This is a genomic window from Cupriavidus lacunae, assembly GCF_003353055.1.
Taxonomy (GTDB): Bacteria; Pseudomonadota; Gammaproteobacteria; order Burkholderiales; family Burkholderiaceae; genus Cupriavidus; species Cupriavidus lacunae.
Map to the genome: position 1 here is coordinate 110,367 of NZ_QKWJ01000017.1, position 16,306 is coordinate 126,672.

General features: G+C 66.5%; 16 protein-coding genes and 1 tRNA gene. 10 read left to right on the forward strand and 7 right to left on the reverse strand.

Annotated features, from left to right (window positions below; all coding sequences use genetic code 11):
• Window positions 1–142 precede the first annotated feature (142 nt).
• Complete coding sequence (locus DN412_RS16070) at window positions 143–1,072, reverse strand: pirin family protein (protein ID WP_115212527.1); 930 nt, start codon at window positions 1,070–1,072, stop codon at window positions 143–145.
• Window positions 1,073–1,749: 677 nt separating this feature from the next.
• Here DN412_RS16070 and DN412_RS16075 point away from each other — a divergent pair.
• Genes DN412_RS16075 through DN412_RS16095 form a run of 5 tightly spaced genes read left to right on the forward strand, consistent with a single transcriptional unit; the run spans window position 1,750 to window position 5,670 of the window.
• Complete coding sequence (locus DN412_RS16075) at window positions 1,750–2,466, forward strand: ABC transporter permease (protein WP_115212528.1); 717 nt, start codon at window positions 1,750–1,752, stop codon at window positions 2,464–2,466.
• A gap of 26 nt (window positions 2,467–2,492) precedes the next feature.
• A complete protein-coding gene (locus DN412_RS16080; protein WP_115212529.1) occupies window positions 2,493–3,428 on the forward strand; it encodes a glycine betaine ABC transporter substrate-binding protein in 936 nt (311 codons plus the stop codon).
• A gap of 10 nt (window positions 3,429–3,438) precedes the next feature.
• The gene (locus DN412_RS16085) at window positions 3,439–4,089 is read left to right on the forward strand and encodes an ABC transporter permease (protein WP_115212530.1); all 651 of its coding nucleotides are present in this window, start codon (window positions 3,439–3,441) and stop codon (window positions 4,087–4,089) included.
• Window positions 4,086–5,255, forward strand: a complete 1,170-nt coding sequence (locus DN412_RS16090) for an osmoprotectant ABC transporter ATP-binding protein OsmV (protein ID WP_115212531.1) — start codon at window positions 4,086–4,088, stop codon at window positions 5,253–5,255. The genes DN412_RS16085 and DN412_RS16090 overlap by 4 nt, the downstream gene beginning before the upstream one ends.
• 40 nt (window positions 5,256–5,295) lie before the next feature.
• Window positions 5,296–5,670, forward strand: coding sequence for a hypothetical protein (locus tag DN412_RS16095; RefSeq protein ID WP_115212532.1), 375 nt, complete (start codon window positions 5,296–5,298; stop codon window positions 5,668–5,670).
• 43 nt (window positions 5,671–5,713) lie between these two features.
• On the opposite strand, the gene DN412_RS16100 is transcribed toward DN412_RS16095, so the two are convergent.
• A tRNA-Ser gene (locus DN412_RS16100) sits at window positions 5,714–5,803 on the reverse strand.
• Between the two features lie 228 nt (window positions 5,804–6,031).
• On the opposite strand from DN412_RS16100, the gene DN412_RS16105 reads away from it, so the two are divergent.
• Complete coding sequence (locus tag DN412_RS16105) at window positions 6,032–6,544, forward strand: outer membrane lipoprotein (RefSeq protein ID WP_078195643.1); 513 nt, start codon at window positions 6,032–6,034, stop codon at window positions 6,542–6,544.
• Between the two features lie 96 nt (window positions 6,545–6,640).
• Here DN412_RS16105 and hemW read toward each other — a convergent pair whose 3' ends face one another.
• The 5 genes from hemW to DN412_RS16130 form a co-directional block, all read right to left on the reverse strand.
• Complete coding sequence (gene hemW, locus DN412_RS16110) at window positions 6,641–7,873, reverse strand: radical SAM family heme chaperone HemW (RefSeq protein ID WP_115212533.1); 1,233 nt, start codon at window positions 7,871–7,873, stop codon at window positions 6,641–6,643.
• Window positions 7,870–8,481 (reverse strand): RdgB/HAM1 family non-canonical purine NTP pyrophosphatase, encoded by a 612-nt coding sequence (rdgB, locus tag DN412_RS16115; protein WP_115212534.1) that lies wholly within the window; start codon window positions 8,479–8,481, stop codon window positions 7,870–7,872. The genes hemW and rdgB overlap by 4 nt, the downstream gene beginning before the upstream one ends.
• Before the next feature lie 15 nt (window positions 8,482–8,496).
• Window positions 8,497–9,216, reverse strand: coding sequence for a ribonuclease PH (gene rph, locus DN412_RS16120; RefSeq protein ID WP_115212535.1), 720 nt, complete (start codon window positions 9,214–9,216; stop codon window positions 8,497–8,499).
• Between the two features lie 96 nt (window positions 9,217–9,312).
• Window positions 9,313–10,227, reverse strand: a complete 915-nt coding sequence (locus DN412_RS16125) for a PP2C family protein-serine/threonine phosphatase (protein WP_115212546.1) — start codon at window positions 10,225–10,227, stop codon at window positions 9,313–9,315.
• 63 nt (window positions 10,228–10,290) lie between these two features.
• A complete protein-coding gene (locus tag DN412_RS16130) occupies window positions 10,291–11,343 on the reverse strand; it encodes a serine/threonine protein kinase (protein ID WP_115212536.1) in 1,053 nt (350 codons plus the stop codon).
• A gap of 191 nt (window positions 11,344–11,534) precedes the next feature.
• On the opposite strand from DN412_RS16130, the gene DN412_RS16135 reads away from it, so the two are divergent.
• The 4 genes from DN412_RS16135 to DN412_RS16150 all read left to right on the forward strand — a co-directional run bounded on the left by DN412_RS16135 (window position 11,535) and on the right by DN412_RS16150 (window position 16,082).
• The gene (locus tag DN412_RS16135) at window positions 11,535–12,470 is read left to right on the forward strand and encodes a YicC/YloC family endoribonuclease (RefSeq protein ID WP_078195648.1); all 936 of its coding nucleotides are present in this window, start codon (window positions 11,535–11,537) and stop codon (window positions 12,468–12,470) included.
• A 19-nt stretch (window positions 12,471–12,489) separates the two neighbouring features.
• The gene (gene gmk, locus DN412_RS16140; protein WP_078195649.1) at window positions 12,490–13,152 is read left to right on the forward strand and encodes a guanylate kinase; all 663 of its coding nucleotides are present in this window, start codon (window positions 12,490–12,492) and stop codon (window positions 13,150–13,152) included.
• A gap of 106 nt (window positions 13,153–13,258) precedes the next feature.
• Window positions 13,259–13,462, forward strand: coding sequence for a DNA-directed RNA polymerase subunit omega (gene rpoZ, locus DN412_RS16145; protein ID WP_006578656.1), 204 nt, complete (start codon window positions 13,259–13,261; stop codon window positions 13,460–13,462).
• A gap of 205 nt (window positions 13,463–13,667) precedes the next feature.
• A complete protein-coding gene (locus DN412_RS16150; protein ID WP_115212547.1) occupies window positions 13,668–16,082 on the forward strand; it encodes a RelA/SpoT family protein in 2,415 nt (804 codons plus the stop codon).
• Window positions 16,083–16,306: the final 224 nt, after the last annotated feature.

A 16,306-nucleotide genomic window follows, 5' to 3' on the forward strand; every position in this document is an offset into this window, starting at 1 on the left:
CGAATCCGGCGACTTTCCAGTCCCTGCAACGGTCTGGGGGTGGTTGCAAGTCGCGTGCCGACCACAGCACGAAAAAAAAAGCCGCCGGCTCCTTATGGAGCCAGCGGCTGGTACTGGCACTGCGGCAGCGAGCGGCCAGGGGTCAGGCGCCGGTGGCCGCGGCGCTGGTGGCAAAGCGCCCCTCGCGGAAGTCCGCCAGCGTCTGGTAGATCTGATCCTGCGTGTTCATCACGAACGGGCCGTACTGCGCGATCGGCTCGTTCAGCGGCTGGCCGGCGATCAGCAGGAAGCGCGCGTCGGCCTCGGCCTTGACGATGACGCCGTCAGACTGGCCGGCGTTGTCCAGCACGCCCATGCGCTGGGCCTCGACCACGGCGCGGTCGCCGCCGCTCCCGACCGAGACTTCGCCCCGGTACACGTAGATGAACGCGTTGTGCCCGGCCGGCAGCGCCTGCGCAAAGGTCTGGCCGGCCGGCAGGTGCACGTCCAGGTAGACCGGCTCGGTCACCGGGCGCGTGATCGTGCCGGCTACGCCGTGCGTGGCGCCCGCCAGCACGCGCACCGCGCCGCCGTTTTCAAGCGCCACCGTCGGGATCTCGGCGGCAGGCAGGTCGCGGTACCACGGCGCGGTCATCTTGTCCGCGGCCGGCAGGTTCAGCCACAGTTGGAAACCTTCCATGCGGCCGTCTTCCTGCTCGGGCATTTCCGAGTGGATCACGCCGGCGCCCGCCACCATCCACTGCGCGCCGCCGTTCTGCAGCAGGCCCTCGTTGCCGGCGCTGTCGCGATGGCGCATGCGCCCGGCCAGCATGTAGGTGATGGTCTCGAAGCCGCGGTGCGGGTGATCGGGGAAGCCGCCGATGTAGTCGTCCTTGCTGTCGGTGCCGAAGGCATCGAGCATCAGGAACGGGTCCAGCCGGCGCTGCAGGCTCTGCGTCAGCACGCGGGTCAGCTTGACGCCGGCGCCGTCCGAGGTGGCGATGCCCCGCACGACGCGGTCCACGGTGCGCGACCGCTGCACGGTCTCAGTGGCGGCGGCGGGAACGGTGGCGAGGGTGGTACGGGTGTCCATGTCTTTCTCCTGTGAGGCGGGTCCGGCGCGGCGATGGCCGGGGCGGTTCCCGTCGTTTCAGCTACCTCGTCAATTTAGTGGTTTGGCGCGGAAAGAGTAGAGGGTCCCAGGGCAACAGATTGTTCCGCTGGCGTACCGAGTTGTGTATTGATGATGGCGATTTCGGAACGATCGCGGCTGGTTTCGGATGGCGATTCGTGCCTGGGGAACATGCCGTCAGATGTCCCCGAATTCACGCAAGATCGGCGCCAGAAATGGCGAAGATGACAAGATCGATGAAGATCGCTATAATAGCGCTCTCTTTGCCATCCGTTGATGCGAGATGTGGCGTGGGAAAAACCTCGCCAGCCCTTGTCAGTCAACGGCCGATAGACCGGCGGCGCGTCGGAAAACTTCAATACTTGCGCTGCCACTGGCCAACCGATCGCAACCATGCTTGCGCTGCCGGTTGCGCCGCTTCAGGGACTGCCGTCCAACCCGGCATCCCGTCAATCGGATTTCCCGCCCACGGTGGAGGAATCCACAGACCGTCCGCCGGCAATCGTGCCGGTCATGGCGGCAATGCAATCTGAATCGGGCCTGGTGGCGTCTCCATCTCCGCACGTACCAGCCCATATTGTTTTCCATCGTCGGAAAGTGGCGTGCTGCGCGCTTTTCGGTTTGGAAAAGGGGAGAGTATGTCAAAGCAATCGGCACGGGCCTTCGCCTGGGCAGGACTGACGCTTGCCGCGCTGGCCGCACTGGTGGCGTGGATCGGCGTCGATGTGATTCGCCAGTACCAGGAGCGTTTGCTCTACGACATGGCCGACCACCTGCGCCTGGTGGTGCTGTCCATGGCGCTGGCGCTGGCCACTGGCATTCCCGCCGGCATCGCGCTGAGCCGCCCGTGCATGCGCCGCTGGGCCGACCGCCTGATGCAGGTCTTCAACGTGGGCAATACCGTGCCGTCGCTGGCGGTGCTGGCGCTGGCCCTGGCGGTGCTCGGCATCGGCGAGCGGCCGGCCATCCTGGCGCTGTGGCTGGCCTCGCTGCTGCCAATCGTGCGCAACACCTATGAAGGCCTGCGCAATGTCTCGCCCACGCTGCTGGAAGCGGCGCGCGGCATCGGCATGACGCCGGTGCAGCGCCTGGTGCGCGTGGAACTGCCCAACGCGCTGCCGGTGATGCTGGCCGGCATCCGCATCGCGCTGGTGATCAATGTGGGCACGGTGCCGCTGTCGTTCCTGATCGGCGCCAACAGCCTGGGCGAGCTGATTTTCCCGGGCATCTACCTGAACAACCAGCCGCTGCTGCTACTGGGCGCTGCCGCCACGGCACTACTGGCGCTGGCACTGGACGCGCTTTTTGCCGCCGCCGGCCAGCTGTACCTGCGCCGCCGCGGCCTGGCGCGCTGACCCTGGGGGCCAATATGAAAGACCCGATGCAATTCATCCGCCGCCGCGCCCGGCGCGTCGCCATCGTGGTGGCGGCCGTCACCGCCTTTGCGGCGGGCCTGGCGCTGGCCACTGCACCTGACGCACATGCCGAGGACACGCCGATCCGCGTGGGCGGCAAGAATTTCACCGAGCAGCTGCTGCTGTCGTCGATGACTTCGAAGTACCTGCGCGCCAAGGGCTTCACCACCGAGCTCACCGCCGGCCTGGGCAGCACGCTGATGCGCCAGGCGATGGAGAGCAACCAGCTCGACGTGGTGTGGGACTACACCGGCACCGCGCTGATCGTGTTCAACAAGGTCGAGGAGAAACTCGGCGCCAAAGAGAGCTACGAGCGCGTCAGGCAGATGGACGGCGCGCGCGGGCTGGTGTGGCTGGATGCCTCGGGCATCAACAACACCTACGCGCTGGCCATGCCCAGGGAGCGCGCGGCGGCTAGCGGCGCGACCACGCTGTCGGCCTTTGCCGAGCAGATGCGCAAAGCCGGCCCCGACGTCGGCCACCCGTTCGCCGTCGACATGGAATTCGCGGCGCGCCCGGATGGCCTGGAGCCGCTCAAGGCGCTGTACAAGCTGCCATTCACGCGCCGCGACGTGATCCAGCTCGATCCGGGCCTGGTCTACACGGCGCTGAAGAACAACCAGGTGGAACTGGGCCTGGTCTACGCGACCGACGGCCGCGTCAAGGGCTTCGACCTGGTGCTGCTGGAAGACGACCAGCACTTCTTCCCTCCGTACAACGCGGTGCCGGTGGTGCGCAAGGCGGCGCTGGACCAGCATCCGGAACTCGCGCAGCTGCTCAACGCACTCGCGGCCACGCTCGACAACGAGAGCATGACCGAGATGAACTACAAGGTGGACATCGGCCAGCAGCCGGTGGACAAGGTGGCGGAGGATTTCCTGCGCGGCCACGGACTGATCTGAGGAGGGCTGCATGGACTTGTTCTCATACCTGCAACACAGCTGGCCCACGCTGCTGAAGATGACCGGCCAGCACCTGGCGCTGGTGGGCTCGGCGGTGGGGCTGGCGATCCTGATCGGGGTGCCGCTGGGCATCGTGATCACGCGCTTCCGCGCGCTGGCCACGCCGCTGCTGGCGCTGGCGACGATCGTGCTGACGCTGCCGTCGATCGCGCTGTTCGGGCTGATGATCCCGGTGTTCGCGCGCTTCGACCATGCGCTGGGCTACGTGCCCGCGGTGACGGCGGTGTTCCTGTACTCGCTGCTGCCGATCATGCGCAACACCTACACCGCGCTGGCCAATGTCGATCCCGGCATCCAGGAAGCGGGGCGCGGCATCGGCATGACCACCTGGCAACGCATGCGGTTGGTGGACCTGCCGCTGGCGGTGCCGGTGATCCTTGGCGGGGTGCGTACCGCCGTGGTGATGAATATCGGGGTTGCCACCATTGCCGCCATCATCGGCGCGGGTGGCCTTGGGGTGCTGATCCTGCAGGCGATCAGCCAGAGCAACATGAGCAAGCTGGCCGTGGGCGCGGTCCTGGTCAGCCTGCTCGCCATCGTGGCGGACGCCTTCCTGCAGTGGTTGCAGCGGGCGCTGACGCCGAAGGGAATCCGGCTATGATCGAACTCGACCAACTCACCAAGTCCTTCCCGCAGAAGGACGGTACCGAAACGCGCGCTGTCGATGCCGTGTCGCTGACGGTGCCGCGCGGCGAGATCTGCGTCTTCCTCGGCCCCTCTGGCTGCGGCAAGACCACCACGCTGAAGATGATCAACCGGCTGATCGAGCCGACCTCGGGCACGGTGCGCATCGAGGGCGAGGACACGCGTGGCCTGGACGGCGTGACCCTGCGCCGCAAGATCGGCTACGTGATCCAGCAGATCGGCCTGTTCCCCAACATGACCATCGAAGAAAACATCATGGTGGTGCCGCGCCTGCTCGGCTGGGACAAGAAGCAAAGCCGCGAGCGCGCGCGCGAACTGATGGCGATGGTGCAGCTCGACCCCAACCGGCTGCTGACGCGCTATCCGCGCGAGCTGTCCGGCGGCCAGCAGCAGCGCATCGGCGTGATCCGCGCGCTGGCTGCCGATGCGCCGCTGCTGCTGATGGACGAGCCCTTCGGCGCGGTCGACCCGATCAACCGCGAGAGCATCCAGAACGAATTCCTGCTGATGCAGCGCCAGCTCGGCAAGACCGTGATCATGGTCTCGCACGATATCGACGAGGCCATCAAGCTGGCCGACAAGGTGGCGGTGTTCCGTCGCGGCAAGCTGGTGCAGTTCGACCACCCCGACGCGCTGCTGGCGCATCCTGCCGATGAGTTCGTGCAGGCCTTCGTCGGCCACGACAACACGCTCAAGCGCCTGCTGCTGGTGCGCGCCGGCGACGCCGCCACCATGCCGCCGAGCTGCCGCCCCGATATGCCGCTGGCCGAGGCGCTGGCCGTGATGGACGATGCCGACGTACGCCACCTGCCGGTGGTGGACGACGCCCAGGTCGCGCTGGGCTACGTCACGCGCCGCGACGCGCGTTCGGGCCAGGGCCAGTGCCGCGACGTGATGCGCCCGTTCGCCGTCACCGCGGCCTTCGACGAGCATCTGCGCATCGTGCTGTCGCGCATGTACCAGCACAACACCAGCTGGCTGCCGGTGATGGGCGCGGACGGGGCCTACCTGGGCGAGGTCACGCAGGAATCGATCGCGGGGTACCTGAGCTCCGGCCGCTCGCGTGGGCAGGCCGGGGTGCTGGCCGCCTCTGTTTCCGCGCCGCTGCGAGCAGCCGCCTGAGCCAGCAGCAGGGCAGCAGCTTGCGCGCTATGCTAGATGCATGCTCCGCTATTGCCGCTCGCCCCTGTGCCTGGTCGTCGAAACCCGCTGGCTGATCCCGCGCGGGTTTGACGGCTTCACCCCCGGTCCGCTGATCCTGCTGCGCCCCGGCGCCAGCGACGCGCTGATCGAGCATGAGAAGGTGCATGTGCGCCAGTTCTGGCGCAGCTGGGGCCTGATGGGCGTGTTCTACCTGGCCAGCCGGCGCTGGCGCCTGCGCTATGAAGTGGAGGCTTACCGTGTGCAGCTGCGGCACAGCCCGCCGGGCGCGGCGCATGGCCTGGCGCGCGTGCTGGCCGGCAAGTACCGGCTCAGGATTTCAGAGGCCGAGGCCTATCGCCTGCTGACGCAAGACCTGCACGAACCAGGCAAATGAAAAAGGCCCGCACCAGTCACCGGCGCGGGCCTTTTTGCTTGTCTGGCGGAAGCGGTGAGATTCGAACTCACGGATGGGTCACCCCATCGGCAGTTTTCAAGACTGCTGCCTTAAACCACTCGGCCACGCTTCCTGGAGAATGCGCATTGTAGCGCGGATCGCTGCGCAAGCTCTACGTAGCGAAGCCCGGCATTATACAGGGGCGTGACAGGGGTTTGCATGACGCCTGCTGCGCGTTGGCCTGTCGGCGTTTGTCAGACACAATGGAACCTTGTGCACGGTGGCGGGCTCTTAGGGTTGTGCCGGGGGCGCATCGCATAATGCGTTGCCTGGTATTCGACAAGCAACAGAGGAGAATTTGATGCAAGAAAATCGCAAACGCTGGCTCGGTGTCGTTGCCGCGGCAACCGCCGCTGTCCTGACGGGTTGCGCGGCACCCGGCGGCTACAACAACGGCTATGGTGGCTACGGCGCCCCGCCGCCGCCCAATGCCGGCTACCAGAACCCGAACGTTTCGCAGGCGCCACAGGGCGCCGTCTACTTTGGCCGCGTGGAATCGATTGAGCCGCTGTCGCAGCAGCAGAGCAGCAACGGGCTGGTGGGTACGTTGATCGGCGGTGCCGCCGGCGGCCTGCTGGGCCATCAGGTTGGTGGCGGCCGCGGCCAGACCGTTGCGACCATTGGCGGTGCAGTGTTGGGTGCCGTGGCAGGCAATCAGATCGACAAGCGTGCCACCACGAGTTCGCAGACTACCTACCGCGTCAACGTCAGGCTGGACGACGGGCGCATGGCTACCGTTCAGCAGGCCAACCTTAACGGCCTGCAGGTGGGGGCCCGGGCGCGCGTTGCCAACGACATGGCGGTGCCGTACTGAGGTACTGACCGCGTAGTCACCCAGGACGGCCATGCCAGCGCATGGCCGTTTTCATTTGGGCCGATGGCCTGCCCACGGCGGCCGGCCATCGCATTGTCAGTCCTTCAGGAACATTTCCTGCAGGTCATTGAGAAAGCGCCGGCCCAGCTCGGTCGGGCGGATGGTGGCCAGGTCCGCTTCCAGCAGCCCCTTCTTTTCCGCCTCGGCCAGCTGCTTGCTGATGGTGTGCAGCGGCAGCCCGGTGTAGTCGTGGAAGCTCGATGCCGGCACGCCGTCGGTCAGGCGCAGCGCGTTGAGCATGAACTCGAACGGCAGTTCGTCGGCGCCGACGTCGCGCGCTTCCTGCACGGCATTGCCGGCCAGCGCCTGCTCCATATAGGTGGCCGGATGCTTGTGCCGCATCTGGCGCAGTATCCGATGCGGGAACGACAGCTTGCCGTGCGCGCCGGCGCCGATGCCGAGGTAGTCGCCGAAGCGCCAGTAGTTCAGGTTGTGGCGCGCCTCGCGATGCGGCCTTGCATAGGCCGAGGTCTCGTAGTGCCGGTAGCCCGCCTCGGCGGTGCGCGCTTCGATCCAGTCCTGCATCTCGTACGCGCTGTCGTCGTCCGGCAGCGCCGGCGGGAACTTCGCGAACAGCGTGTTCGGCTCCAGCGTCAGGTGGTACAGCGACAGGTGCGTGGTGCCGTACGACAGCGCGGCTTCCACGTCCGCCTGGCATTCCTGCAGCGTCTGGCCGGGCAGGGCGTACATCAGGTCCAGGTTGATGTTGTCGAAGCTGGCCTGGGCGATATCGATGGCCTTGCGCGCTTCGGCACCGCCATGGATGCGCCCCAGCGCCTGCAGGTGGCGGTCATTGAAGCTCTGGATGCCGATCGACAGCCGGTTGATGCCGCTGGCGCGGTAGCTGGCGAACTTGTCGGCCTCGAAGGTGCCGGGGTTGGCCTCCATCGTGATCTCGGCATCGGCGTCCAGCGGGAGCAGCGCGCGGATATCCGACAGCAGCCGGTCCATCCCCGCCGCCGACAGCAGGCTGGGCGTGCCGCCGCCGATAAATACCGTGTGCACCGGCCGGCCCCATACCAGCGGCAGCGACTGCTCCAGGTCCGCGCGCAGTGCGTCCAGGTAGATGTCTTCCGGGATCTCGTGGTTGTCGGCGCCGGGTGCGGCGTGCGAGTTGAAATCGCAATACGGGCACTTGCGTACGCACCACGGAATATGCACGTACAGCGACAGCGGCGGTGAGCCGGGCAGGCTGATCTGCCCGGGCTTGAGCCAGAGTTGCTTGCTGTCCACGGGCACGGACGCGGAGACCGGTACGATCGGGATCATCGGGTGGCGGATTCCTCGGCCTGCAGCCGTGCCACCAGCGCGCGCAGCGCCTGGGCGCGGTGGCTGACCGTGTTCTTCTCTTCGGGCGCCAGCTCGGCGGCGGTCTTGCCGAGCCGCGGCAGCAGGAAATGCGGGTCATAGCCAAAGCCGCCGGCGCCGCGCGGCGCGTCGACGACTTCGCCGTGCCAGAGGCCTTCGGCGATGATCGGGCAAGGGTCTTCGGCATGGCGCACGAACACCAGCACGCAGTAGTAGTGCGCGTGGCGGTTCAGCTTGCCGGCCAGTTGCGAAACCAGGTGCGCATTGTTGGCGGCATCCGACTTGGCCTGCCCGGCCATCTGCGCATAGCGCGCGGAATAGACGCCGGGCGCGCCGCCCAGCGCCTGCACGCAGATGCCGGAATCGTCCGCCAGTGCGGGCAGCCCGGCCAGCCGGCTGGCCTGGCGGGCCTTGGTCAGCGCGTTCTCGACGAAGGTGGCAAAGGGCTCTTCGGCCTCAGGGATGCCCAGTTCACCCTGGGTTACCAGGTCAAAGCCGAGCGGGGCCAGCAGCGCGCCGAACTCGCGCAGCTTGCCGGGATTGTTGGAGGCCAGTACCAGGCGTTGCATCGCGCTTGCCGCTCCTCAGGCCAGGCCCAGCGCTTCGCGCTGGTGCCGCACCAGGCGGGCGATGCCGGCTTCGGCCAGGCGCGTCATGGCGTCCAGGTCAGCGCGGCTGAAGGGAGTGCCTTCGGCAGTGCCCTGGACTTCGACAAAGCCGCCGCTGCCAGTCATGACCACGTTCATGTCGGTGTCGCAATTGCTGTCCTCGGCGTAGTCCAGGTCAAGCACCGGCACGCCGTCGACCATGCCGACCGAGACCGCGGCGACATGGTCGCGGATCGGGCTGGCGGCGATCAGGCCGTCGCGCAGCATGGTCGCGACCGCGTCATGGGCGGCGACAAAGGCGCCGGTGATGGCTGCGGTGCGGGTGCCGCCGTCGGCCTGCAGCACGTCGCAGTCCAGATGGATGGTGTATTCGCCCAGCGCCGCCAGGTCGAACACCGAACGCATGGCGCGGCCGATCAGGCGCTGGATTTCCTGGGTGCGGCCGGTCTGCTTGCCGCGCGCGGCCTCGCGGTCCGAGCGGGTGTGCGTGGCGCGCGGCAGCATGCCGTATTCGGCCGTGACCCAGCCTTCGCCGCTGCCCTTCTTGTGCGGCGGCACCTTGGCCAGCACGCTGGCGGTGCAGAGCACCTTGGTATCGCCAAAGGCACACAGGACGGAGCCTTCGGCGTGGCGGGTGTAGTGGCGGGTAAGGCTGATGGAACGCAGCGCATCGGCTGCGCGGCCGCTGGGTCGCATGAGGTGGTTTATCCGAATCGGGGAGAGACCGCGATTCTACCGCTGCCAGCCCCTGCGCGCTGTAATGCCGCCCCGGCGGGTGCCGGGGGCGGCGCATCACCGCATCAGGTTGCTGGTCTTGTCGATGGCGGCGCGGATCTCGGCGATCGAGCGTTCGATCTCTTCCTCGGACAGCAGGTCGCTGTCCGAGCCGGTGCGCTCCAGGATGGAGGTGGTGAAGGCATTCAGCGGCAGGGTGTCGGTCAGCACCGAATCCTGTCCCGTGGCGGTGTTGTCCAGCTCCCACATCATGGCGATGCCGGTGGTGTTGTCGGCACCTTCGCCGGCGTTCTGCAGCGCCTGGTCGATCAGCGCCGGCACGGCCTGCACCACCGACAGGCGCGACAGCTTGTCGACCAGCACCGGCTCTTCCAGCACGCCCCACAGGCCGTCGGAGCAGAGCAGGGCCACGTCGCCGGGCTCCAGCCGCACCGGCCCGCCCAGGTCGATCAGCGGCAGGTTGGGCGAGCCCAGGCAGTTGTAGAGCTTGTTGCGTTCGGGGTGGTTGGCCACGTGCATGGGCAGCACGCGCTCCTGCTGCAGCAGGTTCTCGATCTTGGAGTGGTCGCGCGTGCGCGTCAGCAGCTGGCCCTTGCGCAGCAGGTAGTAGCGCGAATCGCCGGCGTGGGCCCAGTAGATCTGGCCGTGCTGCACCAGGCAGCAGACCACCGTGGTGCGCGGCACGTCGGCCATCTGGTTGGCTTCGGCATAGCGGTGGATCTCGCGGTGCGCCAGCATGATGGTGTCCTGCAGGAACTCGGCCGGGTTGCGTATCGTGGGCCGCGCCTGCACCTGGAACTGGCGTGCCAGCGTCTGCAGCGCCTGCTGCGCGGCGACTTCGCCGTGGGCGTGGCCGCCGAGGCCGTCGGCCAGCACCATCAGCAGTGCATCGCGCGTGAAGCAATAGCCCATGCGGTCCTGGTTGACGCGGCGGCCGCCTTTCCTGCTTTCCTGGTAGACAGAGAATCGCATGTTGGCTTTGGCTTTCAGGTAATTCAGTGGACTGGCCGCCACCGGGGCGCCAGGTTTGGTGATTCAGTCGACGCTTGTGCCGGGGGCGGGTTCGTCACGCCGGCGCAGCAGGGTCAGGAAGCGTGACGCCGTCGCGGACCGTTCCGCCGGCGCCGGGGCCGGAACCGGGGCTTGCGTCTGTGGCGCCAGTGCCTGTTCGCCCAGGGCGTTGGTCTGCTCGCGCAGCTCTTTCTGCAGCCGGAAAACGCTCTGCGGCCGTCCGGAGGGCGTCAGCCGCAGGCACCATTCGACCAGGTCGACCAGGCCGTTGGTATAGCTGCTGCGCAGCCGCACCAGCGCCTCGCCCATGCGGTCGTCCTTTTCGCGCTGGTTGGCCTCCTGCGGCGGCAAGCCGGCCATGCAGGCGTAGAGCGTCGCGCCCAGGCTGTAGATGTCGGTCCACGGCCCCAGGTCGGAATGCTTGCCGTAGAGCTCGGGCGCGGCAAAGCCGGGGGTGTACATCGGCTGGAAACGTGCCGCTTCCATGGTCAGGGTCTGCCGCGCGGCGCCGAAATCGAGCAGGATCGGCGACTCGTCCTCGCGCAGGTAGATGTTGCCGGGCTTGATGTCCAGGTGCAGCAGCTTGTGGATATGCACTTCGCGCAGCCCGCTCATCAGGTCATGGAAGACCTTGCGGATGAAATGCTCGCGCAGCACTTTGGCGCGGCCCTGCTGCCGGGCCGCCAGCACGTGCTCCTGCAGCGTCTTGCCCAGCTCGTAGTTCATCACCATGTAGACGGTGGAATTCTCGCGGAAGAAGTTCACCACGCGGACTACGCTGGGATGGGAGATGCGGGCCAGCGAGCGGCCCTCTTCGAAGAAGTATTTCAGGCCCAGCCGGAACGCGGCGGCGTTCTCCTCGGGCACCACGGGGATCAGTTCGCCCGGGTTGCGCAGCGCCAGCGACGACGGCAGGTATTCCTTGATGGCAACCGGCGCCCCGGTTGCGTCGGTGGCCAGGTAGACGAAACTGAACCCCCCGCTGGCCAACTTCTTTACAATACGATAGCTGGACAACAGCGTGCCGACGGGCAGCGGTGCACTCTTCGGTTGTGTCGTGCCCTTTGGCTCAGTCATAGGAATAGGGACCTGATTTGCCTCCGGATTGTCCGGGCTAATCGGTCACTTGTAAAGAACACAAATACGGGCATTGTTGCCCTCCTTTCAACGTATTGAGAGCGTTCCCAGGATCCCGTTGCGGGGCGCTCGAGGCGGGCGTCTGCGGGTCGCCAGCGGCCCGGGGCCGCCGCCATTCACGAGAACATCCAATGATCCACAGCATGACAGGCTATGGCCTGGCGACGCGCCAGGCGCCATTGACCAACGCGCAAGGCGAGCCCAGCGGGCGCAGCGCGTCCGTTTCGGTGGAGTTCCGCACTGTCAATTCGCGTTTCCTCGACCTGTTGTTCCGGGCCCCGGAAGAGTGCCGCGCCTTCGAGCCGGCGCTGCGCGAGATGCTGATGGCCGAGCTGTCGCGCGGCAAGCTGGAATGCCGCATCAACCTGCAGCGCACCGACGCCGGCGGCGCCACCCTGGCGCTGAACGACGGCCTGCTGGCCCAGATCCGGGCGCTGGAAACCACCGTCGCCGGCACCTTCCCCGGCGCCGGCACCCTGCGCATGGGCGAGATCCTGCGCTGGCCGGGCGTGCTGGTCGAGCCGGAACTGTCGCAGGAGGCCCTGCGCGAAGCCGTGCTGGGCGCCGCCCGCGAGGCGCTGGACCAACTGCTGGAAGCGCGCCGCCGCGAGGGCGATGCGCTCAAGGCCACGCTGGTGGAGCGCATCGACGCCATGCTGGCGATCGTCGAGCGCCTGACCCCGACCATCCCGCAGCTGATCGCGCATCACCAGGAAAAACTGACCGAGCGCCTGCAGGAGGCCTTCAACCTGGCCGCGCCCAGCGGCATGCCGTCGATGAGCCGCGACGAGATCGCCGAGCGCATCCGCCAGGAAGCCACCGTCTACGGCATCCGCATCGACATCGCGGAAGAGCTGTCGCGGCTGCAGGCACACCTGAACGAAACGCGCCATATCCTGAAAAAGGGTGGCCAGGCCGGCAAGCGCCTGGACTTCATGATGCAGGAGCTCAACCGCGAGGCCAACACGCTGGGCTCCAAGGCGGCTGCCAAGGAACTGGCCGATGCCTCGATGGAGCTCAAGCTGCTGATCGAGCAGATGCGCGAGCAGGTCCAGAATCTAGAGTAAGACTGTCACAAGAATCATCATGAGCCAAACGTCTCAAGCCGTTCCCCGTACGGCCATCGATACCGTCTACCCCGGCAACCTCTTCATGGTCGTAGCGCCATCGGGAGCCGGCAAGTCGACGCTGGTCAACGCGCTGCTGGCGCAGGACCCGGCCATCCGCCTGTCGATCTCGCACACCACGCGCGCGCCGCGACCGGGCGAGCAGGACGGGCGCGAATACCACTTCGTCACGGTCGACGCGTTCCGCGCCGCACGCGACCGCGGCGACTTCCTGGAATGGGCCGAGGTCCACGGCAACTACTACGCGACCTCGCGCGTATGGATCGAGCAGCAGATGGCGCAGGGCAACGACGTGCTGCTGGAGATCGACTGGCAGGGCGCGCAGCAGGTGCACCAGCGCTTTTCCAACGCGATGGAGATCTTCATCCTGCCGCCGTCGCTGACCGCGCTGGAAGAGCGCCTGAAAAAGCGCGGCCAGGACGAGCCCAATGTGATCGTGCGCCGGCTGCTGGCCGCGGGCAGTGAAATGGCCCACGCCTCGGAGTCGGATTACGTCATCATCAACGAGGTCTTCGACGATGCGCTGGAACAGCTGCGTAACGTGATCAGCGCCACGCGGCTGCGGTTTTCCTCGCAGAAGGCGCGGCATACGGAGCTGTTTATAGAGCTGGGCATCCACTGAACGGATGCCATGCAGATGACAGCCGCGGGGGGCGCCGCCAGCGTTTCCCGCCGCGTGCTGTAAAATAGCAATCCAATGTAAGGTTTTGTCCCAAGGTGGATTTGATATGGCGCGTATTACCGTCGAAGATTGTCTGAAACACATCCCGAATCGTTTCGAGCTCGCGCTGGCCGCCACGTACCGTGCGCGCCAGCTGGTGCAGGGCCACACGCCCAAGGTCGAAGCGAAGGACAAGCCGACCGTGGTGGCACTGCGCGAGATCGCGTCGGGCCAGGTCGGCATCGAGATGCTGAAAAAGGTCCCGACCTGATTGACCAGGCGGCCCATGGCTCATCCTTGCATCGTGCCAGCACTCTTCCAGGCTCTCCAGCCGGATTCCACGGGCCGCCGCCATGCCTTCGCCGCATTCGCACTCCAAGCCTCCCTCCCAGCCGTCGCCGACTGCCGTGGCGCCTGTGCTTGGCGATGCGGTTCCGCCCACGGCGCGTAAGCGTACCATTCCGGGCCAGTCTTCCGTGAACGCGCGCACCGGCGCTCCCAATCTTCCCGATCCGCTCGGCGACGATGTCGTCGGCGAACGTGCCGTCGCGCCCGCGCTGGCGCCGGGCAAGGCCAGGAGCACGGCCCTGCACGATGAACTGAGCGCGGTGCAGGAAGTGGCGCCGCCGACAGCTGACAGCCTGTTTATCGATGCTGTGCTGGCGCAGTCATACCGGCACTTCTTCGGGCCAACCTCGCAGCCGGCGGTGCCGCCGCGCCAGCAGGTCATCTCCATCACCCGGCTGATGGAGAAACTCGCGTACCTGAAGGCGCCCGACCTGGCGCGCGTGCGCGAAGCCTTCCAGTTTTCCGACGAGGCCCACCTGGGCCAGTACCGCCAGAGCGGCGAGCCCTACATCACCCATCCGGTGGCGGTGGCCGAACTGTGCGCGGACTGGAAGCTGGATGTGCAGTCCATCATGGCGGCGCTGCTGCATGACGTGATGGAGGACCAGGGCATCACCAAGAGCGAGCTGGCCGAGAAATTCGGCCCCAAGGTCTCCGAACTGGTCGATGGCCTGACCAAGCTGGACAAGCTCGAATTCCAGAGCCGCGAGCAGGCGCAGGCGGAGAGCTTCCGCAAGATGCTGCTGGCGATGGCGCGCGACGTGCGCGTGATCCTGGTGAAGCTGGCCGACCGTACGCACAACATGCGCACGCTCGACTTCGTGCCGCCGGAAAAGCGCCGCCGCATCGCGCTGGAGACCATGGAGATCTATGCGCCGATCGCGCACCGTCTCGGTCTCAACACGATCTACCGCGAACTGCAGGAGCTGTCCTTCAAGGTCGGCTCGCCGTTCCGCTACGCGACCCTGGAGAAAGCCGTCAAGGCCGCGCGCGGCAACCGCCGCGAGGTGGTCAAGCGCATCCTGGAGGCCGCGCAGAAGGCGCTGGCCGACGCCGGCATCGTGGCCGAGCTGTCCGGGCGCGAGAAAACGCTCTACAGCATCTACCGCAAGATGCACGACAAGCAGCTGTCGTTCTCGCAGGTGCTGGACGTGTACGGCTTTCGCGTGGTGGTGGAAACGCAGATGCACTGCTACATGGCGATGGGCGCGCTGCATGGCCTGTACAAGCCCATGCCGGGCAAGTTCAAGGACTACATCGCGATTCCCAAGATCAACGGCTACCAGTCGCTGCACACCACGCTGGTGGGCCCGTTCGGCACGCCGGTGGAGTTCCAGATCCGCACCCGCGACATGCACCAGATCGCCGAGGCGGGCGTGGCCGCGCACTGGATGTACAAGCACCAGGCCGACCACGCCAACGATATCCAGCAGCAGGCGCACCAGTGGCTGCAGTCGCTGCTGGATATCCAGAGCCAGACCGGCGATTCGCAGGAGTTCCTGGAACACGTCAAGATCGACCTGTTCCCGGATGCGGTCTACGTGTTCACGCCCAAGGGCCATATCCGCGCGCTGCCGCGCGGCGCCACCGCGCTGGACTTTGCCTACGCCGTGCACAGCGACCTGGGCAACCAGTGCGTGGCGGTCAAGATCAACAACGAGCTGCTGCCGCTGCGCACCGAGCTCAAGAGCGGCGATATCGTCGAGGTGGTGACAGCGCCGTACTCCAAGCCCAATCCGGCATGGCTGTCGTTCGTGCGCACCGGCAAGGCGCGCGCGGCGATCCGCCACTACCTGAAGACCACCAAGCTCGACGAAGCCATCCAGCTAGGCGAGCGCCTGCTGGAGCAGTCGGCGCGCCAGCTCGGCATCGAGCTCAAGGCCGTGCCGCAGTCGGTGTGGGACCGCATGATCCAGTGGACCGGCAACAAGCATCGCGAAGACATCTTCGCCGACCTGGCGCTGGGCCGGCGCGTGCCCGCAGTGGTGGCCAAGCGCATGGAGATCCTGCTGCAGGAGCTGTCGGGCGATGTCGACAGCGCGTTGCTGGCGGCGGTGCAGACCTTTGCCGGCGAAGAAGCCCCTGCGGTGCCGATCACCGGCGACGAAGGCATGTCGATAATCTTCTCGGCATGCTGCCGCCCGATCCCGGGCGATTCGATCGTTGGCTACCTGGGCAAGGGCGAAGGGCTGCAGATCCACGTGCAAGACTGCAAGGTGGCCAAGCGCCTGCACAGCAAGGATCCGGAGCACTGGATCGAAGTGATGTGGGCCAAGAAGACCTCGCGCGCCTTCGACGTGTCGATCAAGGTGATGGTGCGTAACGTCAAGGGCATCGTCGCGCGCGTGGCCGCCGACCTGACCGCCGCCGACGCCAACGTGGCGCACGTGGCCATGGAACAGCAGGACGCCGGCCACCAGGAAGCCACCTATATGCAGTTCATCATCCAGGTACAGAACCGCCTGCACTTGGCAAACGTGATGCGCGGGCTGCGCCGCAACCCCGACGTCATCCGCATCTTCCGCGACCGCAACGACACCTAGGACGCCGTTTCGGGACGGCCCTGGCGTCGTTGTGCAGCCTTGCCGTACTACTTGTACTGTCTGCGGCCGCACGCCTAGCCAGGACCGCCCTGAAACGGCCTCCAAGCTGATATGACTCTCAGTGTCAATCGAGATTGGTTTGATTCAGTTTCACAGTTGCATGTTGTTCCCCCCCAATTTCCTAAAGGCGACGTAGCAGTAAGTCTCGACGGTGGATCAGGCTG

Excerpts from the sequence above, each read along its gene's own strand:
- rph (WP_115212535.1), bottom strand. The coding sequence starts at position 9,216 with ATGCGACCCAGCGGCCGCGCAGCCGATGCGCTGCGTTCCATCAGCCTT.
- DN412_RS16070 (WP_115212527.1), bottom strand. The coding sequence starts at position 1,072 with ATGGACACCCGTACCACCCTCGCCACCGTTCCCGCCGCCGCCACTGAG.
- rpoZ (WP_006578656.1), top strand. The coding sequence starts at position 13,259 with ATGGCGCGTATTACCGTCGAAGATTGTCTGAAACACATCCCGAATCGT.
- DN412_RS16090 (WP_115212531.1), top strand. The coding sequence starts at position 4,086 with ATGATCGAACTCGACCAACTCACCAAGTCCTTCCCGCAGAAGGACGGT.
- rdgB (WP_115212534.1), bottom strand. The coding sequence starts at position 8,481 with ATGCAACGCCTGGTACTGGCCTCCAACAATCCCGGCAAGCTGCGCGAG.
- DN412_RS16130 (WP_115212536.1), bottom strand. The coding sequence starts at position 11,343 with ATGACTGAGCCAAAGGGCACGACACAACCGAAGAGTGCACCGCTGCCC.
- DN412_RS16105 (WP_078195643.1), top strand. The coding sequence starts at position 6,032 with ATGCAAGAAAATCGCAAACGCTGGCTCGGTGTCGTTGCCGCGGCAACC.
- gmk (WP_078195649.1), top strand. The coding sequence starts at position 12,490 with ATGAGCCAAACGTCTCAAGCCGTTCCCCGTACGGCCATCGATACCGTC.
- DN412_RS16125 (WP_115212546.1), bottom strand. The coding sequence starts at position 10,227 with ATGCGATTCTCTGTCTACCAGGAAAGCAGGAAAGGCGGCCGCCGCGTC.
- DN412_RS16085 (WP_115212530.1), top strand. The coding sequence starts at position 3,439 with ATGGACTTGTTCTCATACCTGCAACACAGCTGGCCCACGCTGCTGAAG.
- DN412_RS16095 (WP_115212532.1), top strand. The coding sequence starts at position 5,296 with ATGCTCCGCTATTGCCGCTCGCCCCTGTGCCTGGTCGTCGAAACCCGC.
- hemW (WP_115212533.1), bottom strand. The coding sequence starts at position 7,873 with ATGATCCCGATCGTACCGGTCTCCGCGTCCGTGCCCGTGGACAGCAAG.
- DN412_RS16075 (WP_115212528.1), top strand. The coding sequence starts at position 1,750 with ATGTCAAAGCAATCGGCACGGGCCTTCGCCTGGGCAGGACTGACGCTT.
- DN412_RS16135 (WP_078195648.1), top strand. The coding sequence starts at position 11,535 with ATGATCCACAGCATGACAGGCTATGGCCTGGCGACGCGCCAGGCGCCA.
- DN412_RS16080 (WP_115212529.1), top strand. The coding sequence starts at position 2,493 with ATGCAATTCATCCGCCGCCGCGCCCGGCGCGTCGCCATCGTGGTGGCG.